The 19,344-nt window shown below is 61.2% G+C and carries 19 protein-coding genes and 2 pseudogenes; 12 read left to right on the forward strand and 9 right to left on the reverse strand.

The window, feature by feature from the left end:
* Positions 1-50: 50 nt before the first annotated feature.
* Positions 51-251: pseudogene (locus J2W17_RS02220) on the forward strand (hypothetical protein); the annotation flags it as partial.
* 93 nt (positions 252-344) lie between these two features.
* Here J2W17_RS02220 and J2W17_RS02225 read toward each other — a convergent pair.
* The 5 genes from J2W17_RS02225 to rfbC form a co-directional block, all read right to left on the reverse strand.
* Positions 345-512: a DUF2897 family protein gene (locus J2W17_RS02225; protein WP_111450692.1), complete on the reverse strand. Its 168-nt coding sequence runs from the start codon at positions 510-512 to the stop codon at positions 345-347.
* A gap of 270 nt (positions 513-782) precedes the next feature.
* A complete protein-coding gene (rfbD, locus tag J2W17_RS02230) occupies positions 783-1,649 on the reverse strand; it encodes a dTDP-4-dehydrorhamnose reductase (RefSeq protein WP_307328511.1) in 867 nt (288 codons plus the stop codon).
* Positions 1,650-1,710: 61 nt separating this feature from the next.
* A complete protein-coding gene (gene rfbA, locus J2W17_RS02235) occupies positions 1,711-2,586 on the reverse strand; it encodes a glucose-1-phosphate thymidylyltransferase RfbA (RefSeq protein ID WP_307328515.1) in 876 nt (291 codons plus the stop codon).
* On the reverse strand, positions 2,583-3,665 hold the full coding sequence (rfbB, locus tag J2W17_RS02240) for a dTDP-glucose 4,6-dehydratase (protein ID WP_307328518.1): 1,083 nt from the start codon (positions 3,663-3,665) through the stop codon (positions 2,583-2,585). Before rfbB ends, rfbA begins: the two co-directional genes overlap by 4 nt.
* An 89-nt stretch (positions 3,666-3,754) precedes the next feature.
* Positions 3,755-4,300: a dTDP-4-dehydrorhamnose 3,5-epimerase gene (rfbC, locus tag J2W17_RS02245; RefSeq protein WP_307328521.1), complete on the reverse strand. Its 546-nt coding sequence runs from the start codon at positions 4,298-4,300 to the stop codon at positions 3,755-3,757.
* 255 nt (positions 4,301-4,555) lie between these two features.
* On the opposite strand from rfbC, the gene kdpF reads away from it, so the two are divergent.
* From kdpF to J2W17_RS02275, 6 genes are all read left to right on the forward strand, one after another.
* The gene (kdpF, locus tag J2W17_RS02250) at positions 4,556-4,645 is read left to right on the forward strand and encodes a K(+)-transporting ATPase subunit F (RefSeq protein ID WP_007950940.1); all 90 of its coding nucleotides are present in this window, start codon (positions 4,556-4,558) and stop codon (positions 4,643-4,645) included.
* Positions 4,646-4,653: 8 nt separating this feature from the next.
* Positions 4,654-6,348, forward strand: coding sequence for a potassium-transporting ATPase subunit KdpA (gene kdpA, locus J2W17_RS02255; protein WP_307328527.1), 1,695 nt, complete (start codon positions 4,654-4,656; stop codon positions 6,346-6,348).
* 24 nt (positions 6,349-6,372) lie between these two features.
* Entirely contained in the window at positions 6,373-8,430 is a 2,058-nt protein-coding gene (gene kdpB / locus J2W17_RS02260; RefSeq protein ID WP_307328530.1) for a potassium-transporting ATPase subunit KdpB, read from the forward strand.
* A 163-nt stretch (positions 8,431-8,593) separates the two neighbouring features.
* Entirely contained in the window at positions 8,594-9,139 is a 546-nt protein-coding gene (kdpC, locus tag J2W17_RS02265; protein WP_307328533.1) for a potassium-transporting ATPase subunit KdpC, read from the forward strand.
* Positions 9,140-9,294: 155 nt separating this feature from the next.
* The gene (locus J2W17_RS02270) at positions 9,295-11,946 is read left to right on the forward strand and encodes a sensor histidine kinase (RefSeq protein ID WP_307328536.1); all 2,652 of its coding nucleotides are present in this window, start codon (positions 9,295-9,297) and stop codon (positions 11,944-11,946) included.
* Between the two features lie 36 nt (positions 11,947-11,982).
* A complete protein-coding gene (locus J2W17_RS02275; RefSeq protein ID WP_307328539.1) occupies positions 11,983-12,681 on the forward strand; it encodes a response regulator in 699 nt (232 codons plus the stop codon).
* A 67-nt stretch (positions 12,682-12,748) separates the two neighbouring features.
* On the opposite strand, the gene J2W17_RS02280 is transcribed toward J2W17_RS02275, so the two are convergent.
* Entirely contained in the window at positions 12,749-13,795 is a 1,047-nt protein-coding gene (locus J2W17_RS02280) for a patatin-like phospholipase family protein (protein ID WP_307328542.1), read from the reverse strand.
* Positions 13,796-14,018: 223 nt separating this feature from the next.
* On the opposite strand from J2W17_RS02280, the gene J2W17_RS02285 reads away from it, so the two are divergent.
* From J2W17_RS02285 to J2W17_RS02295, 3 genes are all read left to right on the forward strand, one after another.
* Positions 14,019-14,297, forward strand: a complete 279-nt coding sequence (locus J2W17_RS02285) for a hypothetical protein (RefSeq protein WP_307328545.1) — start codon at positions 14,019-14,021, stop codon at positions 14,295-14,297.
* A 44-nt stretch (positions 14,298-14,341) separates the two neighbouring features.
* On the forward strand, positions 14,342-15,109 hold the full coding sequence (locus tag J2W17_RS02290; protein WP_307328548.1) for a CHAD domain-containing protein: 768 nt from the start codon (positions 14,342-14,344) through the stop codon (positions 15,107-15,109).
* A gap of 281 nt (positions 15,110-15,390) precedes the next feature.
* Complete coding sequence (locus J2W17_RS02295; RefSeq protein WP_307328552.1) at positions 15,391-16,188, forward strand: acyl-CoA thioesterase; 798 nt, start codon at positions 15,391-15,393, stop codon at positions 16,186-16,188.
* Position 16,189: 1 nt separating this feature from the next.
* Here the strand turns inward: J2W17_RS02295 and J2W17_RS02300 are convergent, their stop codons facing one another.
* From J2W17_RS02300 to J2W17_RS31025, 3 genes and pseudogenes are all read right to left on the reverse strand, one after another.
* Positions 16,190-16,555 carry an Mpo1-like protein gene (locus J2W17_RS02300; protein ID WP_307328554.1) on the reverse strand — a complete coding sequence of 122 codons (366 nt, stop codon included), beginning with the start codon at positions 16,553-16,555 and terminating at the stop codon, positions 16,190-16,192.
* A gap of 296 nt (positions 16,556-16,851) precedes the next feature.
* On the reverse strand, positions 16,852-17,736 hold the full coding sequence (locus J2W17_RS31020) for a methyl-accepting chemotaxis protein (protein WP_373459950.1): 885 nt from the start codon (positions 17,734-17,736) through the stop codon (positions 16,852-16,854).
* A 33-nt stretch (positions 17,737-17,769) separates the two neighbouring features.
* Positions 17,770-18,333 (reverse strand): annotated as a pseudogene (locus tag J2W17_RS31025) (methyl-accepting chemotaxis protein); the annotation flags it as partial.
* A gap of 179 nt (positions 18,334-18,512) precedes the next feature.
* On the opposite strand from J2W17_RS31025, the gene J2W17_RS02310 reads away from it, so the two are divergent.
* Together J2W17_RS02310 and J2W17_RS02315 are read left to right on the forward strand one after the other, a co-directional pair.
* Positions 18,513-19,043: a hypothetical protein gene (locus J2W17_RS02310; RefSeq protein WP_307328560.1), complete on the forward strand. Its 531-nt coding sequence runs from the start codon at positions 18,513-18,515 to the stop codon at positions 19,041-19,043.
* 82 nt (positions 19,044-19,125) lie between these two features.
* Positions 19,126-19,317 (forward strand): PLDc N-terminal domain-containing protein, encoded by a 192-nt coding sequence (locus tag J2W17_RS02315; RefSeq protein ID WP_307328563.1) that lies wholly within the window; start codon positions 19,126-19,128, stop codon positions 19,315-19,317.
* Positions 19,318-19,344: the final 27 nt, after the last annotated feature.

A 19,344-nucleotide genomic window follows, 5' to 3' on the forward strand; every position in this document is an offset into this window, starting at 1 on the left:
TACATGAATGCTGGTCGAGTGCGACAAATGGCGGCTGAGTACGCCGCGAGGCCCAAATCGATCTGCGATGTGCGTTGTCGATCTGCGGCGATCTTTCGCTGGCCATGTGGGGACCGGATGCGCAGGATCCGCCAAGCGTCTGTCGCCGCTTGGGGTGGAGATTTATCAGTTGCAGGATTCATTGCTTGCGGGCTGGAGTCAGCACGGAGCGTGCAGCGAATAAAGAGCTGCATGGCTTGCCCATTGCCAGGCGGATCGGGAGAAATAAAAGCGAAAAGATCGCAGGCTGCGGCAGTTCCTATGGAACCCCCGGCAGGAGCTGCCGAAGGCTGCGATCTTTTGATTTAGCGGTCCTGCGCATCCTTGGCATCCGCTTGCGCATTGCGTTCCGCGACGCGTTTACGTTGCTCTTCGGTCAATTCGACCTTGTTGGCGGTGTCGCGCAGCATCATCAAGCCGCCAACGATCGAGCCGATTGCAACGATCAGAATCAACCAGGCATACCAGGGCATAGGGCTCTCCTTGAGGGCAGGCCGATTGGCGGGTTTCGCCAATCGATCGTGCATACCACTTTGAGCGATTTATTTTCGCAGTGGTTCCATTCTATGCCTGATCTGCAGTGTACGCCGAATATCCTGGCAGGAGCCGGCTTGCTGGCGATGCATACGCCACGGTGTTTCAGAAGTACCGTGGTGATGCATTCGCCAGCAAGCCGGCTCCTACATGGGAGTTGTGCAGGGCTCGTTAGCAGCGTATCCGCCCAAGCATCGGCATCATTGTGTTCACCCCTTGGCAAGACATTCGCGCAACGCCGTTTGCCAGTCCGGTTGCCTGACGCCCCAATCGAGTTGCAGCCGGCTGCAATCCAGGCATGAGTTGAGCGGCCGGGTCGCCGACGTCGGATAATCACTGGAAAGAATGGGCAACAGCTTGGCACAGGGCTTCCCTTGTTGCCGTAGTGCTTCGCCGATTGCCTGGGCAAAGCCAAACCACGAGGTTTGACCCCTGGCAGTCAGATGATAGGTACCCCAGGCAGCAACGTCACCCGCCTGCCAGCGTTCGATCAGGGAAAGGGTGCTGTTGGCAATTGTGCCTGCCCAGGTAGGCGCTCCGATCTGATCGGCGACAACGCGTACCTCCGGTTTTTCTTGCAGCAGGCGCTGCATCGTCAGCAGAAAATTGCGGCCATGGATCGAATAGACCCAGCTGGTGCGCAGGATGAGATGTTGGCCTTGTACATCGATGATCGCCCGTTCGCCCGCCAGCTTGCTCTGGCCGTAAATTCCGAGCGGATTCGGCGTGTCGCTTTCGTGGTAAGCGCCGGTCTTCATGCCATCGAATACATAATCAGTCGAGTAGTGAATCAACGGGATGCCGAGGATCAGCGCTTGCTCGGCAAAAATGCCGGGAGCCACCGCGTTAACGGCGAAGGCTGTCTGCGGCTCGCTTTCGGCCAGGTCGACCGAAGTATAGGCCGCGGCGTTGATGATCAGATCGGGACGTACCTGCTGCACCTGCTGGCGAATCTGATCGGGCAGCGCCAGATCGAGCCGATCGCGCCCCGGCACAATCAATTCGGCGATTCCCCTCAGTCGACGCTGCAGTTCGCGTGAGACCTGGCCATGCTGGCCGCTGATGAGAATTCTCATGGAAGCGGATCAACCCCCAGCAAGCGTTTACCTGCGCCGCGCTGATCGGTTCCAAACCTATTCATGGTGTCTCACCGGCCAGCTTGGCCAGATACTGGCCATATCCGGTCTTGCCGAAATAGCGCGCACGTTCCAGTAGCTGAGCGCGGTTGATCCAGCCATTTTCATACGCGATCTCTTCGAGGCAGGCGACCTTCAGGCCTTGACGGTGTTCGATGGTCTGCACGTATTGAGACGCTTCAAGCAAGCTGTCGTGGGTGCCTGTGTCCAACCAGGCGAAACCGCGGCCGAATCGCTCGACGTGCAGATCGCCGCGGTTGAGATACGCATTGTTGACGTCGGTGATTTCCAGTTCGCCACGAGCCGAAGGCTTTATCGACTTGGCGATCTGCACGACATCGTTGTCGTAGAAATACAGGCCGGTGACGGCATAGCTGGATTTCGGTGTTTGCGGCTTTTCTTCGATCGACAACGCACGGCCCTGGCTGTCGAAATCAATCACCCCGAAGCGTTCCGGGTCTTTGACCCAGTAGCCGAATATGGTGGCGCCCGAACAGCGTGTTGTCGCGTTGTGCAACTGCTCGCTGAAGTGCTGGCCATGGAAAATGTTGTCGCCCAGGATCAGGCACACCGAATCGTCGCCGATAAAGGCTTCGCCAATCAGTAACGCCTGGGCCAGTCCATCCGGAGACGGTTGCTCGGCATAGCTTAAACTCACTCCGAACTGACTGCCATCACCCAGCAGATTGCGGTACTGAGGCAGATCCTGTGGAGTGGAGATCACTAAAATGTCTTTGATCCCGGCCAGCATCAGGACTGAAATCGGGTAGTAGATCATCGGTTTATCGTAGACCGGCAACAGCTGTTTGGACACTCCGAGCGTGATGGGATGAAGGCGTGTGCCCGAGCCGCCTGCCAATACGATACCTTTGATCATGCGAGCAACTCCCGGGAGTCGATGGCGCCAAGGCGTTCACCCTGGTAGCTGCCATCCTGAACCCGATGACACCAGTCCAGGTTGTCCAGGTACCACCGGACCGTCTTGCGCAAGCCGGTTTCGAATGTCTCCCGGGGCACCCAGCCCAGTTCGCGCTCGATCTTGCCGGCATCGATGGCGTAGCGCAGGTCATGGCCAGGACGATCCTGGACGAACGTGATCAGATCGGCGTAGTGCTCGACACCCTCAGGCTTGTGCGGTGCCAGTTCTTCGAGCAGGGCGCAGAGACTTCGCACCACCTCGATATTTTTTTGTTCGTTGTGCCCACCGATGTTGTAAGTCTCGCCAACAATGCCCGTGGTCAGCACCTTGAGCAGCGCCCGGGCGTGATCTTCGACGAACAGCCAGTCGCGGATCTGCTGGCCATCGCCGTACACCGGCAGCGGCTTGCCGGCCAAGGCATTGAGAATGACCAACGGAATGAGTTTTTCAGGGAAGTGAAACGGTCCGTAATTATTTGAGCAGTGAGTCAACAGCACCGGCAGGCCATAGGTGCGGTGCCAGGCGCGAACCAGGTGGTCGGATGCCGCTTTGCTGGCGGAGTAGGGCGAACTCGGGGCGTAGGGCGTGGTTTCCGTAAACAGATCATCGCTGCCGTTCAGGTCGCCGTAGACCTCGTCAGTGGAAATGTGATGAAAGCGAAAGGCGCTTTTTTCCGGCGCGGCCAGGGTGTGCCAATAGGCACGTGTGGCTTCCAGCAGGGTGTAGGTGCCGACGATGTTTGTCTGGATGAAATCCGAAGGTCCGTCGATGGAGCGGTCGACGTGGGACTCCGCTGCCAGGTGCATGATCGCGTGCGGTTGGAAACGTGCCAGTACCGCGCTGACGGTCACCTGATCAACGATGTCGGCTTGAACGAACTCATAGCGAGTGTCGTTGGCAATGCTGGTCAGCGATTCAAGATTGCCGGCGTAGGTCAGCTTGTCCAGATTGAGCACTTCATGCTCGGTGTGCCGAATCAGCTCGCGAATCACGGCAGAGCCAATGAAGCCGGCACCGCCGGTAATGAGGATACGCATGTTGGCCAGCCTTTTTCAGTAAGTCGATAATGCCAATGGTCGTAGCTTGTGGGCAGGGACGAGGTGATGCAACTGATGATCGCTCAAGGTCAGCAGAAGACGTCAGCGTCCTTGAGCAACTTCGCAGCCTGATCCTTGGCGGACAGTTGCGGTGCTTCGTCCAGTTGCCAGTCAATGGCCAGGTCCGGATCGTCCCACCGGATGCTGCGCTCGGCAGAGGGCGTGTAGTAACAGGTGGTTTTGTAGAGGGACTCGGCGACATCACTCAATACTGCAAAACCATGGGCGAAACCCTCCGGGACCCAGAGCTGGCGATGGTTTTCGGCGGACAGGCGCACAGCGACCCATTTGCCGAAATGGGGGGAGCTGCGGCGGATATCCACGGCGACATCGAGTACTTCACCAACCGTCACGCGAACCAGTTTGCCTTGGGTGTTTTCCAGTTGGTAATGCAACCCGCGCAATACGCCTTTTTGCGAGCGCGAGTGATTGTCCTGGACAAATTGAGTGTCCAGGCCAGTGGCGTCCGCAAAAGCCCTGGCGTTGAAGCTCTCGTAAAAGAAACCTCGCTCATCAGCGAAGACTTTCGGTTCGATGATCAGAACGCCGGGCAAATCGGTGTTGATTACATTCATGGGTAACGCTCCGGCAATAGTCATCAATGGCCGACATTCTTGCTTGAAGCGCGCACTGATGCGAGTAGCAGGTGTCCCTTTGGCTCAATCCACCACGCCTCGCGGGATGATCCCGTAGAGCTGCGCCCGAATACGCCTGTGACCCATTCTTTACGCTTTCTTTATACCTTGCCACCCCCCTCGATCTCGCTCCTTTACAGCCTCCCTGCGGACAATGACTGCACGCGGCAATACGCCGTCACACGGAGAATTTCCATGAGCGTTCTGGACGGGGTGTCACTGCTGCTGGCAGTGGGGCTGTTCATTTATCTGTTGGTTGCGCTGTTGCGCGCGGACCGGACATAGGAGCGGCCATGTACAGTTATGACTATTGGCTGATCCTCGCCTTCCTGGCCGTGGTGCTGATCCCGGCGCCGTTTCTCGGGCGGTTCTTTTACAAGGTCATGGAGGGGCAACGCACCTGGCTGACCCCGATCCTCGGGCCGGTCGAGCGCGGGTGTTACACAGTGGCCGGCGTTGATCCGCAGGCCGAACAGAGCTGGCAGCGATACACCCTGGCCTTGCTCGCTTTCAACTTTGCGGGCTTTGTACTGTTGTTCATGATCCTGTTGTTCCAGGGCCATTTGCCGCTCAATCCGCAGCACTTGCCGGGTCAGGAATGGACCCTGGCGTTCAATACCGCCATCAGTTTCATGACCAACACCAACTGGCAGGCCTACAGCGGTGAAGCGTCCCTCAGTTACCTGAGCCAGATGGCCGGCCTAACCGTGCAGAACTTTGTCAGCGCCGCAACCGGGTTGGCGGTATTGGTGGCGCTGTGTCGCGGTATCGGTCGCAAGTCGACCGCAACCCTGGGCAACTTCTGGGTCGACATGACCCGCGCCACCCTCTATGGCCTCCTGCCGCTGTGCCTGCTACTGGCGCTGTTTCTGGTGTGGCAGGGCGTGCCGCAAACCTTCGCGCATTACGTGAATGCCGTGACTATGCAGGGCGTCGAGCAGGTGATCCCGCTCGGCCCGGCTGCCAGTCAGATTGCGATCAAGCAACTGGGGACCAACGGTGGTGGCTTCTTCGGCGTCAACTCGGCGCATCCGTTCGAAAACCCGACGGCCTGGAGCAACCTGTTCGAGATGGCCTCGATCATCCTGATTCCGGTGGCGCTGGTGTTCACCTTCGGCCACTACGTCAAGGATCTGCGCCAGAGCCGCGCGATCATCGCCTGCATGTTGGCGCTGTTCCTGATCGGCGGCGCAACTTCGCTGTGGGCCGAGTACCAGCCGAACCCGACCCTGGACCACGTCGCCGTGGAACAGACCGCGCCGCTGGAGGGCAAGGAAGTGCGGTTCGGCACCACCGCCACGGTGTTGTGGTCGGTGACCACCACCGCGGCGTCCAACGGTTCGGTCAACGGCATGCACGACAGCCTCAACCCGCTGAGCGGCATGGTGGCGCTGCTCAACATGATGGTCGGAGAGGTGATTTTCGGCGGCGTCGGCGCCGGGCTGTACGGCATGTTGCTCAACGTGCTGATCGCGGTGTTCCTCGCCGGGCTGATGATTGGTCGCACGCCGGAATATCTCGGCAAGAAACTGCAGGCCAGGGAGGTGCAGCTGCTGGTGGTGACCTTGCTGGTGATGCCGGTCGGCGTGCTGGTGCTCGGCGCCATTGCGGCCAGTCTGCCCGGCCCTGTCGCGGCGGTGAGCAATCCCGGTGCCCATGGTTTCAGTCAGTTGCTGTACGCCTACACCTCGGCCAGTGCCAACAATGGTTCGGCGTTCGGCGGCTTCGGTGCCAACAGCGCCTTTCACAATCTGATGCTGGGCCTGGGCATGTTGATCGGTCGTTTCGGTTACATCCTGCCGGTACTGGCTTTGGCCGGCAGCATGGCGATGAAGAAGACCGCGCCGATCGGCCAGAACAGCTTCCCGACCCATGGCCCGCTGTTTGTGACGCTGTTGACCGTGACCATCTTGCTGGTGGGTGGTTTGACCTTCCTGCCGACCCTGGCGTTGGGCCCGATTGCCGAACACCTGAGCATGGGCTTCTGAGCCTCTTTATTTTAGGAGCAGGATATGAATATGCCCGTAATTGAAACCGCTACCGTCAAGGCCCAGGGGCAACCGAAAACCGCGATCTCGGCGCTGTGGCGCCCGGCGCTGGTGCAAGCCTTCGTCAAGCTCGACCCACGACAATTGCAGCGGGCACCGGTGATGCTGGTGGTGGAGCTGGCCGCCATCCTGACCACCGTGCTGTGCTTCATTACCGACAGCGCCGTGCCGACCTTCGTCGCCGCGCAAATCGCGCTGTGGCTCTGGTTCACCGTGCTCTTCGCCAATTTCGCCGAAGCCCTGGCCGAAGGTCGCGGCAAGGCGCGCGCCGATAGCTTGAAGGCTGGTAGCGAAGGTTTGAGCGCCCGACGCCAAACCACCAGTGGCGCCTTCGAGGTCGTGCCCGCTGCCAGCTTGCGCAAGGGCGATGTCGTACGCGTTGAAGCCGGAGAAATGATCCCCGGTGACGGCGAGGTGATCGAAGGCATCGCGGCAGTCAACGAAGCGGCGATTACCGGTGAATCCGCGCCGGTGATCCGTGAGTCCGGCGGCGACCGTTCGGCGGTCACCGGCAACACCCGGCTGGTCTCCGACTGGCTGTTGGTGCGCATCACCGCCAACCCTGGTGAGTCGACCCTGGATCGCATGATCGCCCTGGTCGAAGGCGCCAAACGCCAGAAGACCCCGAACGAAGTGGCGCTCGACATCCTGCTGATCGGTCTGACGCTGATCTTCCTGCTGGTGGTCGTCACCCTGCAACCCTTCGCCCACTTTGCCAATGGCAGCTTGCCGCTGGTATTCCTGGTGGCGTTATTGGTCACGCTGATTCCAACCACCATCGGCGGGTTGTTGTCCGCCATCGGGATTGCCGGGATGGATCGCCTGGTGCGGCTGAACGTGATTGCCAAATCCGGTCGCGCGGTGGAAGCGGCGGGGGACGTGCATGTCCTGCTGTTGGACAAGACCGGCACCATCACCTTCGGTAATCGGCGTTGCACCGCGGTGCATGCCGCGCCGGGTGTCAGCGCCAGGGAGCTGGCCGAAGGCGCGCTGTTCGCTTCGCTGGCCGATGACACGGCGGAAGGCAAATCCATTGTCGAGTACCTGCGCGGGACTCATCCACAGCCCGAGCCAGCCCTCGAAGTGCTGACGGCATTGCCGTTCAGTGCCGAGACTCGCCTGTCCGGTGTCGACTACCAGGGTCGTGTCTATCGCAAGGGCGCGGTGGATTCGCTGCTGGCCTTCGTCGGCCTGAAACGTGCCGATCTGGCGCCGGCCCTGTCCCGGGAAATCGACAAGATCGCCCAGAGCGGGGGTACACCGTTACTGGTCTGCGTCGACGGCAAACTGCTTGGCGCGATTCACCTCAAGGACGTGGTCAAGCCGGGCATCCGCGAACGTTTCGCCGAGCTGCGCAAACTGGGAATCCGCACCGTCATGGTGACCGGCGACAACCCGCTGACGGCGGCAGCGATTGCGGCCGAGGCCGGCGTGGATGACGTGTTGGCCGAAGCCACGCCGGAGAAGAAACTGGCGCGCATTCGCCATGAACAGAACGACGGTCGCCTGGTCGCCATGTGCGGTGACGGCGCCAACGATGCCCCGGCCCTGGCCCAGGCGGATGTCGGCATGGCGATGAACGACGGCACGCAAGCGGCGCGCGAGGCGGCCAACATGGTCGACCTCGACAGCGATCCGACCAAGCTGCTGGACGTGGTGCAGATCGGCAAGGAGTTGCTGGTGACCCGCGGCGCCTTGACGACCTTCTCCATCGCCAACGACGTGGCCAAATATTTCGCGATCCTTCCGGCATTGTTCGCCTCGATCTACCCGCCACTCGGCGTGCTCAACGTCATGCACCTGAGCAGTCCGCAGAGCGCGATCCTCTCGGCGATCGTGTTCAACGCCTTGATCATCGTGGTGCTGATTCCATTGGCCTTGCGCGGTGTGCGGGTGCAGGCGGCGAGTGCGGCGGCGTTGCTGCGGCGCAATCTGCTGATCTACGGGCTGGGCGGGATTGTGGTGCCGTTCGTGGGGATCAAGGCGATCGATATGTTGTTGACGGGGTTGCATCTGGTTTGACCGAACACCCCCTGTAGGAGCAGCCGGTCGACGCTCGATTGCTCGCGATGGGCGTTAACGATAACGCGTACTGTCTGGATGAACGCGGCACCCTCTCGCGAAGAAGACGACACGGTCCAACTGATTGAACGCTGTATTTGTTACCGAATTCGAGGAATTTGAAATGTCCACTCTGATACGTCCGGCCTTGAGTCTGTTGCTCCTGATGACGCTGATCACCGGCGTCGCCTACCCCTTGGTGGTCACCGGTATCGCCCAGGTCGCGTTTCCGGATCAGGCTAATGGCAGCCTGGTGCGAGACACCGATGGCAAGGTCCGTGGTTCGGCGTTGATCGCCCAGGATTTCGCCGGTGACGCCTGGTTCCATCCTCGGCCATCGGCCGGTGCATTTGCCACCGTGTCGAGCAGCGCCAGCAATCTCTCGCCGAGCAACCCGGCGCTGGCCGCGAGGGTGATCGACGAGGCAAATAAACTGCTCGTGCCCGGCCAGGGGGCGGTGCCGTTGGCGCTGCTGACCACCTCGGGCAGCGGCCTTGATCCGCACTTGCCTCCGGCCGCGATTGCCTATCAACTGGCGCGAGTGGCGGCGGCGCGGAATCTGCCGGTGTCGACGCTTGAGCAGCTGCTGCAAGCGCACATCGAGTTACCGTTGGTAGGGCCGCCGGTGGTGAATGTGTTGGCGCTGAATATGGCGCTGGAGAAATTGTAGATTTGAGGTGGCGCCAATCGCGGGCAAGCCCGCTCCCACAAGGATCTATGGTGGCCACACATTGTTTATCCATCATCCTACTGTGGGAGCGGGCTTGCCCGCGATGGCGATAAGACAATCACCACAACAACATCTGAAAATAGAGAGCTTCAAGCATGAGCAATTCCGGCCGCGCCGACGCGCTGTTAGCAGACCTGCCCCGGGACGGCCGTGGCCGGCTCAAGGTTTTCCTCGGCGCCGCGCCCGGTGTCGGCAAGACCTACGCCATGCTGCAAGCGGCCCACAGCCAACTGCGACAGGGCGTCAAAGTCATCGCCGGAGTGGTCGAAACCCATGGCCGCACCGAAACCGAGGCACTGCTCGGCAGCTTGCCGCAGCAGCCGCTGGTGCGTTCGGAATACCGTGGGGTGATGCTCGAAGAAATGGACCTCGACGGCTTGCTCGCGGCCCGGCCGACACTGGTGCTGGTGGACGAGTTGGCCCACAGCAACGCCCCCGGCAGTCGCCACGCCAAGCGCTGGCAAGACATCCAGGAGCTGCTCGCCGCCGGTATTGACGTGTTCACCACGGTCAACGTTCAGCACCTGGAAAGTCTCAATGACAAGGTGCGCGGCATCACTGGCGTGCAGGTCCGCGAGACCCTGCCGGACTGGGTGTTGCAAGAGGCCTACGAATTGCTGCTGGTCGATCTGCCCCCGCGCGAACTGCTTGAGCGCTTGCGCGAGGGCAAGGTCTACGTGCCGGAGCAGGCGCGGGCGGCCATCGACGCGTTCTTCACCCAGACCAACCTCACCGCCCTGCGCGAACTGGCGATGCAGACCGCCGCCGCCCAGGTCGATAATGATCTGGCCCAGGGCTATCGCCAGCTCGGCCAGGCAGCACCGGCGGTGCGCGGTCGCCTGCTGGTCGGCGTCGATGGCGATGCCCAGGCCGAACGCCTGGTGCGTCATGCCAGTCGCGTCGCCCAGCGTCGGCATCTGCCGTGGAGCCTGGTGCATGTGGACAACGGCAGCGTGCGCGACGAGCAATCGCGCCTGCGCCTGCAAAGCGCCCAGCAACTGGCCGAGCGCCTCGGTGGTGAAGTGGTGCTGTTGCGTGCCGGCGAGGTGGCGAAAACCCTGATCCAGCACGCCGCCGAACGTCGTGCCAGCCTGGTGCTGGTGGGCCAGTCCCGGCCGCGTTGGCGTCGGCGCCTGTTCGGCGGCGGTCTGGCGTCACGCTTGCTGCGCGATGCCCGCGGCCTGGAAATCAACGTCCTCGACAGCGATCACCAGCGGCATCAACCGCGCCAGCGTTCGGCGCAGTCGCTGGTCTGGTTCGACTATGCCCTGGCGGTCGTGGCGACCGTATTGGCCAGTGCGCTGGCCTGGGCCGTGGCCAGTGTTCTGCCGCTGCCGAATATCTCGTTGGTGTTCCTCGCCGCGGTCTTGCTGGTGGCGGTGCGCAGCAGCCTCGGGCCGGCGCTGACCTGTGCGGCGCTGTCGTTTCTGACCTATGACTTTCTGTTCATTCCGCCGAATTTCTCCCTCAGCATCCAGCGTGAAGAAGACGTCCTGACCTTGCTGTTCTTCCTGCTGATGGCGGCGCTCACCGGCAATCTCGCGGCCCGGCAGCGTCGGCAATTGCAGGCGTTGCGCGACACCCAGGAAGAGACCACCGAATTGCTCGACCTGTCGCGCAAACTGACTGCCGCCACCGATCGCCAGGCCGTGGTCAGCGCGGCGGCCCAGCATCTCAACGGCTGGACCGATCTGAAGGTGTGCCTGCTCGATCGCGACGGGGCCAGTGGCTGGAAAGTCGAAACCGGCGGGCCGCTGGAGTTTTCCGAAGCCGAACGCGCCGCTGCCGATTGGGCCTGGCAACACGATCAGCCAGCGGGCGCCGGCACCGGCACCTTACCGTTCGGCCGTTGGTGGTGGTGGCCGCTGTCGGTGGAGGACGGACCGCTGGCGCTGCTCGGGGTAAGCGCCAAGGAAGGTCAGGCGTTGAGCGGCCAGCGTCGGCGTTTGTTGACCGCGTTGAGCCAGCCGTTGGCCCAGGCGCTGGCCCGCGCGCAATTGGCCGAGGACCTGGAAGCGGCGCGGCTGCACGGCGAAACCGAACAACTGCGCAGTGCCTTGCTGGCGTCGGTGTCCCATGATTTGCGCACGCCGCTGACCTCCATGCGCGGCAGCATCGATAGCCTGTTGGCCCTCGGCGAAGCCATCCCGCTGGAGGATCGCCGGGAGCTGCTCGAAGGCACGCGTGATGAGGCCGAGCGTCTCGATCGCTACATCCAGAATCTGCTGGACATGACCCGTCTCGGGCACGGCGCCCTGAAGCTGGCGCGGGACTGGGTATCGCCGGCCGACATCGTCGGCAGTGCGCTCAATCGCCTGCGCGCGGTGCTGGCACCCTTGCAGGTCAGCACCGAAGTGCCGGCACAGCTGCCGCTGCTGTTCGTCCACGCCGCGCTGATCGAACAGGCACTGGTCAACGTGCTGGAAAACGCTGCACGCTTTTCACCGGTTCACGGGCGCCTGCAATTGCGCGTCGACGCCGACGACAGCGAGCTGTGTTTTGCGGTGAGCGATGAAGGACCGGGAATTCCGGAAGAGGAGCGGGCGAAAATTTTCGACATGTTCTACACCGCAGCGCGGGGCGATCGGGGCGGACAGGGCACAGGGCTGGGGCTGGCCATCTGTCAGGGCATGGTCGGTGCCCATGGCGGGCGGATCAGTGTCGCCGACGGCATCGAAGGCCGCGGCACCTGTATCACTCTTCACTTGCCGGTGCAGGAACAACCAGGCTTTGAAAGTGAAGCCTGATACCCTTTGCCTCTCACTTTGCCGCGATCGGAAACCATGAGCCAGACCGCGACCATTTTGGTCATCGACGACGAACCGCAGATCCGCAAGTTCCTGCGCATCAGCCTCGCTTCCCAGGGCTACAAAGTGCTGGAAGCCGGCACCGGCACCGAAGGCCTGGCTCAGGCTGCGTTGAACAAACCGGACCTGCTGGTGCTCGACCTCGGTTTGCCGGACATGGACGGTCAGGACGTGCTGCGCGAGTTTCGTGAATGGTCGACGGTGCCGGTGCTGGTGCTGTCGGTGCGTGCCGGCGAAGGGCAGAAAGTCGAAGCCCTCGATGGCGGTGCCAACGACTATGTGACCAAGCCGTTCGGTATCCAGGAATTCCTGGCGCGGATACGCGCCTTGTTGCGACAGGCCCCGGCCGGAGAAGCCCAACAGGCGGCACTGACGTTCGGCCCGCTGACCGTGGACCTGGCGTATCGCCGGGTGCTGCTCGATGGTGTCGAAGTGGCTTTGACCCGCAAGGAGTACGCGGTGCTGGCGCAATTGGCCAGGTATCCGGGGCGGGTCATCACCCAACAGCAGTTGCTCAAGGATATCTGGGGGCCGACCCATGCCGAGGACAGTCACTATTTGCGGATTGTGGTGGGGCATCTGCGGCAGAAACTGGCCGATGATCCGACCCGGCCGCGGTTTATCGTAACCGAGGCGGGGGTGGGGTATCGGCTGTTGAGTGATGACAGCCTTTAGTTCTCTTTTGAATGATAGGGCCTCTTCGACTTGCTCGCGAAAGGGCCCTGACAGTCAACCGAGAGCTTCAGGAATCCCGCTTCTGCTCATTCTCATACCGATCCAGCGTATCCCGCGCAATCTCCCGCCCCAGCGCGATCAGCTCCGGCGCCTTGTAGAACTCGAAAAACCGGCACACCCGCTTCGGTACGTTGATCAGGATATCCGGCGGATAACCGGCAATCTTGTACTGCGCCAACGAGGTCTGCATCACCTCGAAACTCTGGTTGATCAAGTCCAGCAACGAGGCCGGGCCCACGTTGTCGATGATGAACGAACCGGTGGCGGACTTCGGCGCGCCATCGCGTTCAGGCGCGGCGGCCGGTTGCTGGGCTTCGGGTTCGGCGGATTCGATCCAGGGGTTGATATCAGCCCCTTCGGCCAGTAACGCTTCCTTTTCCAGCAACAGCAATTGCTCGGCCTGTTTGCGGCGAAAGGGCAGTTTCGATCCAAGCGAGTTGATCAGGCTGTCGAAACGGGTCTTGAACGCGGCCGGGCGCTGGATCACCGGCAGTTGATAATGGCGCTGGTTGGTGGAGTTGAGGTTGACCGCAATGATCAGGTCGCAATGACTCGACACCACCGGCACGATCGGCAAAGGGTTGAGGATGCCGCCGTCCACCAGCATGCGATTGCCTTGCATCACCGGGGTGAACAGGCTGGGGATTGCCGCCGAGGCGCGCATGGCCTGGTGCAGGCAACCTTCCTGAAACCAGATTTCCTGCTGGTTGGTCAGGTCGGTGGCCACTGCGGTGTAGGGAATGCGCAAGTCTTCGATATTGATCTCGCCGACGATCTTGCGGATTTGCCCGAAGACCTTCTCCCCGCGTATCGCGCCCAGACGAAAACTGACGTCGACCAGGCGCAACACATCCAGGTAATCGAGGCTCTCGATCCAGTTGCGATAATCGTCGAGTTTGCCGGCGGCGTAGATCCCGCCGACCACTGCACCCATCGAGCAACCGGCGATACAGGCGATGTCGTAGCCACGTCGCTCGATCTCTTCAATGACCCCGATATGGGCATAGCCCCGGGCTCCTCCCGAGCCCAGCACCAGTGCGACGCGCTTTTTCATGAACCGTCCTCGTCTGACAAGGTTCAACAATGCACCTATCGAGGGCCGCGCTTCAATCGCCAGGGTCGCCCGGTGGGGCATTCGCGTCGTTTTTTCGACACTCCATGGCGGCAGATGGGTATTCTTCCCGACCGCCAGAGTTTGCGCGGTGGGGCGAAGGCACTTTTCCAGCGCCTGACCGTCTTAAAAGCACGACTGTTTACCTATCGTTGAGGTGTGAGTGATGAAAGCCTGGATCTGTGTGCCCATGATTGCATTGGCACTCGCCGGATGCGCCGGCAAAACCGCCTATCGCGACAGTTGCGCCAGCGGGATCGATGCCGCGTGGCGCGAACTGGACCTGGCCAAGGCTGAAGGGTTTGCCGGGAACGTCAGTTATTCCAAGGCGCTGTCGCTGTTGACCGGCGCCAAGACCCAGCAGCAGTTCGAAGCGTTCGAAGGCTGTACCAAGAAAGCCGAGAAGGCGCGTTTCTATATTCGTGAATCTCGCGCCGGGCGTTGAGGCATGATGAATCACTGGTGAAATTCGATTCAGGGAGCTAAATGATGTCTGCCTTGGTTGATCGGTTGGTGGCTCGGGTCCTGGGCCTGGAAGTTCGTTTGCTGGCCTGCCAGGCGCGCCTGAGTGCCCGCACCGACCCTGAAGCGCTGCATGACCTGCGCACCACGGTTCGCCGTTTGCGCAGTTTGCTGCGGCCATTGCGCGGCTTGCCGGGCGTCGAACAGCTGGAAACGGCTGCGTCCGCGGTCGGTGATCTGTCCACGCCATTGCGCGATCGCGAAGTATTGGCGGCGTATTTGCTCGAGCACGATCAACCCGAGGCAGCGCACCGGCGCATGGCACAAATGGCCGAGGTTTATCCAGTGGTGGCAGCCGGCCCTACGCTTGCGCAATTGCTGATGATCCTTGACGCGTTTCCGCGGTTTTTGCGCGCTTCCCAACGACAAGGCCTGCTCAAGGGGCTGCGTAAGCACATTGAAAAGCGCCTGGCCAAACAATGGAAGAAACTGGATGAGGCGCTGCATGACCCGGCCCATGATCGCCATCGTCTGCGCCTGCTGATCAAGCGCGTGCGCTATGGCATCGAAGCGTATCCCGAGCTGGACCGTTTACCTAAGGCGGCCATGCCCAGGTTGAAGGCCGCCCAGGGCGCCTTGGGCGATTGGCACGATTGCTGGCAATGGCTGGCCAGGGCCGAAGAAGAAGCGGATTTGCAGCCTTGTGTGGCCGGTTGGAAAACCGATCTGGCCAAGGCCGAAAAACGCGCCGATCGTGTCCTCGACAAACTCAGCGCCGCCTGCTTCAAATCCTGAAAACCCGAAAATCCCGGGGCGAACCACCACAAATGGGCATACATAAACTCCTGTAGGAGTTGGCTTGCCAGCGAAGAGGCCGTCAAATTCAACATTATTGTTGCCTGTGACACCGCTTTCGCTGGCAAGCCAGCTCCTACATTTGGTTTTGTGTTGGGCATGGAATCGGTGTTCAAACCGAACGCGGCTTATCTGTCCGTCAATTTGGCCAGAATAAGCCCTGTGCCATCCTCGCCGGCTGGTTAAGATCCCTGCATTCTTTTCCCGTCTTTGAGGTTTCCATGCGCTTCTCCGATCTGCTCGACACCGTCCGCAGCCAGCCGCGCGAGCTGTCTATCCCGGCCGAATGGGCCCAAGGCCGGGCCAGTTTTGGTGGCCTGGTGGCCGCTCTGCAATACGAAGCCATGCGCGCAAAGGTACCGGCGGATCGTCCGGTGCGTTCGCTGGCGATCACCTTTGTCGGGCCGGTCGAGCCCGAAGTGCCGGTCAGTTTTGAAGTCGAAGTATTGCGTGAAGGCAAGGCGGTCAGCCAGGTGCTGGGCCGGGCGATGCAGAAGGGCCAGGTGGTGACCTTGATCCAGGGCAGTTTCGGCGCGTCGCGTCCATCCGAAGTGGCTGTGATCGCTGACCCTGCACCGCAGATGAAACACTGGGACGATTGCCAGGAATTGCCCTATATCAAAGGCGTGACCCCGGAGTTCATGCGTCATCTGGCGATGCGCTGGAGTGTCGGCGGGCTGCCGTTCACTGGTAACAAATCCCGCGAGATGGGCGGCTGGGTGCGTTTGCGTGGGGACGTGAAGGAAGAGGCGGTCCGTGAGTCGCATATTCTTGCGCTGGTCGACGCCTGGCCGCCGGCGTTGCTACCGCACCTGAACAAACCGGCGATGGGCAGTACCCTGACCTGGACTATCGAATTCGTTCAGCCATTGCTTGAACTGGGCACGCTGGACTGGTGCAAATACCTGGTTGAAATCGAACACGCCGCCGACGGCTACGGTCATGCCGCCGCGAAGCTGTGGAATGCAGACGGGCAGTTGATCGCCATGAGCCGACAGACCGTGACGATTTTTGCCTGAATCAGTGACGACGGTGGCGCTCGCGCCAGGCGCGCCACCAGCCGCCGCTCAGGAAAAACCGGGGGAAAGTCAGGAACTGCTCGACCAGCAAGCGCGATACCGCATCCTTGCGATCACTGAACGGCTCGGAGGCTTGAGCCTCCAGACTGTGACCATGGCGTTGCAGACCCAGGGCAGCCAACAGGCCGATTACGCCGATGGCGAAATTGCCCAGGTTCAGGCTGAACACCCCGCAAATCATCAGCAGCACACCCACAATGAACAACGGCACGGCTATCAGGTGCAGTACGAGATTGGTCGGGTGCTGATGATTGTTCGGGTACGCTCGCCATTGCCAGGCGGGAAGGTTGGGGTGACGTTTGCCCATGATGCCGATCCTCGATCCGTGTTCAACGCATGATTGAAGAATAGGCCTGGCGCCTGCGGGGAGCGAATCAAAGGTGGCTATCGAAGTGATAGGGATCATGGTCAATATTGATGTTGGCCGGTCTGACGCCATCGTCGGATCGCCGCCTGGGGCAAGCCAGCTCCCACAGGTCTGTGTCTAGCCCACATTTTTAGCCACTGAAGATCACGGGACTGGCGGCGTGCCTGGATCCTGCGATCGGCACGGCCGCCTGTGGGAGCGGGCTTGCTCCGGGCGGCGTTCCGACGAAGGGGTCGTTACAGCTTGAGCTGCCCTATAGCCTTGTTCAATTCCCCCGCCAACGCCGCCAGCTCATTGCTGGTAGTCGCCGAACCCACCGTCTGCTGCACCGTGTTCTCGGTCACATCCCGAATGCTCACCACCGCCCGATTCATTTCCTCCGCCACCTGACTCTGCTGCTCGGCCGCCACCGCGATCTGCGTGTTGCTTTCGCGCATCCGGGCCACCGCGCCGGTGATGTCGGCCAAGGCTGCGCCGGCCTCTTGCGCCTGGCGCACGCAATCATCGGCCTTGAACGAGCTTTCCTGCATGAAATCCACCGCGTCCCGCGTCCCGGCCTGCAACGCGGTCACCATGAGCGTGATCTCGTCGGTGGAGGTCTGCACGCGCTTGGCCAGGTTGCGCACTTCATCGGCGACCACCGCAAAGCCGCGCCCCATTTCACCGGCCCGGGCCGCTTCGATCGCGGCGTTGAGCGCCAACAGGTTGGTCTGCTCGGCGATGCTGTGGATCACCCCGACCACGCTGTTGATCTTCTGACTGTCCTCGGCCAGGCGCTGAATCATCTCGGCCGTCTGCTGCACCCCGGTGGACAACCCGCTGATCGATTGTTGCACCCGGCTGACCACTGCCTGGCCGCTGCCGGCCAGGGTATCGGCGGTTTGCGAAAGATCGCGGGTCGCGCCGGCGTGCTGGGCGATGTGATAGACGGTAGCGGTCATTTCATTGATCGCGGTGGCGGCCTGATCGGTCTCGCTTTGCTGGCCAAGCATGCCCAGGCGCACTTCGTTCATGCTCGACGCCAGGCGCGCCGCGCCGACATCCAGTTGTTGGGCGGTACTGGCCACGGTGCCGACCACCCGCTGGTAACCCGCCTGCATCGCGTTGAACGCGCTGGCCATTTGCCCGACTTCGTCGTTGCAGGCCAGCGGGACACGCGCTGACAGATCGCCGGTTTTCTCCACGTGGAGCATCACGTCTTTCAAGGTGTTGAGCTGACTGAGCAGGAAGCGGATCAACAATTGCGACGCCCCGAGCATTGCCAGCATCAGGATGAACACCGCCACCGCATAGTGGGCGAAACGTTCGCCGAACACCTGGGTCAGGCTCGGCCCATAGGCAATGGCCGCAACCCGCTGACCGTCGGCACGGCTGAATACCTCGGCACCGAGCAACGGGTTATCGCCCAACAGAGGCATGGAATTGATTTCGACCCAGCCGTTGCCATCGGTCAGTTCCAGAAGCGATTGGCCATTGAGCAACGGCGCCTGCCCGGGATTGAAGGTCAGCAGGTTGTCGGCCTGTGGTAACGGTTGCCCGACAGGCCAGGCTGCAAGCAGTCGTGCCTGAGCCTGGGCCGACGCCCGGGCATCATGGCTGCGCGACTGTTGTTCAAGCTGCACGGCGTACACCACCAACAACAGGGTCGTGACGAAAGCGACGGCATTGACCGCCCAGAATTTGTACTTCAACGAGATATTGCTAAGCCAGGCACCCATGGAGGTCTTCTCTGATAGCGGAAACAGTTTCGGCAAGGTGCCAGCATTGTGCCGCTACCCGGTCTGACGGGCCTTGATGTGGGTCAACATTCCCGGCAATGCTCCCGTGCAGCCACGGTGGGGCGGAATGCGCTATCCTTCGCGCCTTCAAAATTCCCTCGCTACAGGATTCCGCCCCCATGAAAGCCGCACTCGTCGAACTCATCAGCAAAATCAGCTCCGGGTGCATGAGCGATGACGAAATCCTTAAAATCGCAGACGAGGCGGCCCAGGCCTACGCCGATCCCGAGGCATTCCTGACGGCCAATCCAGACATCAACTACGACGACAGTTTCCCGATTCCCCTGGGCGAGTGGGTGGTCGTTGGCAGCCTGCCGGAAACCGTGCTGTTCCAGGCAGACACCTATATGGATCTGTTCGCCCAAATCGTTGCTTCGTTCGGCCCTGGCGTCGATTTCAATATCAAACCCAAGCAACTGGCCAAGACCGAAGCCCTGACCGCACTCAATCGCATTCAGGTGCAGATGAGCAGCATGAACAAGGAAAACGGCGGCTATGTGCTGATGAATTTCAGCCAGTTGCTCGATGACGAGTTGCAAGTGGTACTGGTCTATGGCAATGACGTGCCGCGGGTACTCGAGTTGTGTGCTGAAGTCGGCATCGCTGCCGCGCCTTCGCTGGAAGCCCTGAAAGTGGCAATTCACGTCTGACGCCACCCTGGGCCGAATAAAACGGAACCCTCGCGCGGGCGAGCTATCCTAAGAGTGCACACCACTCTTCGGGAGCGACACCATGGGTTCCACGTTCAATGGTCTGGTTGGCCTGATCATCCTTGTCCTGGACATCTGGGCAATCATCAACGTGCTGAAAAGTGGCACCGACACCGGGATGAAAATCGTCTGGGTGCTGTTGATCCTGCTGCTGCCGGTCCTGGGCCTGATCATCTGGGCCATCGCCGGGCCTCGGGGCAATGTGCGGGTCTGACCGGTCTTCACAGACAACACCGACCCC

Source organism: Pseudomonas lini (genome assembly GCF_030812475.1).
Classification (GTDB): Bacteria; Pseudomonadota; Gammaproteobacteria; order Pseudomonadales; family Pseudomonadaceae; genus Aquipseudomonas; species Aquipseudomonas lini_A.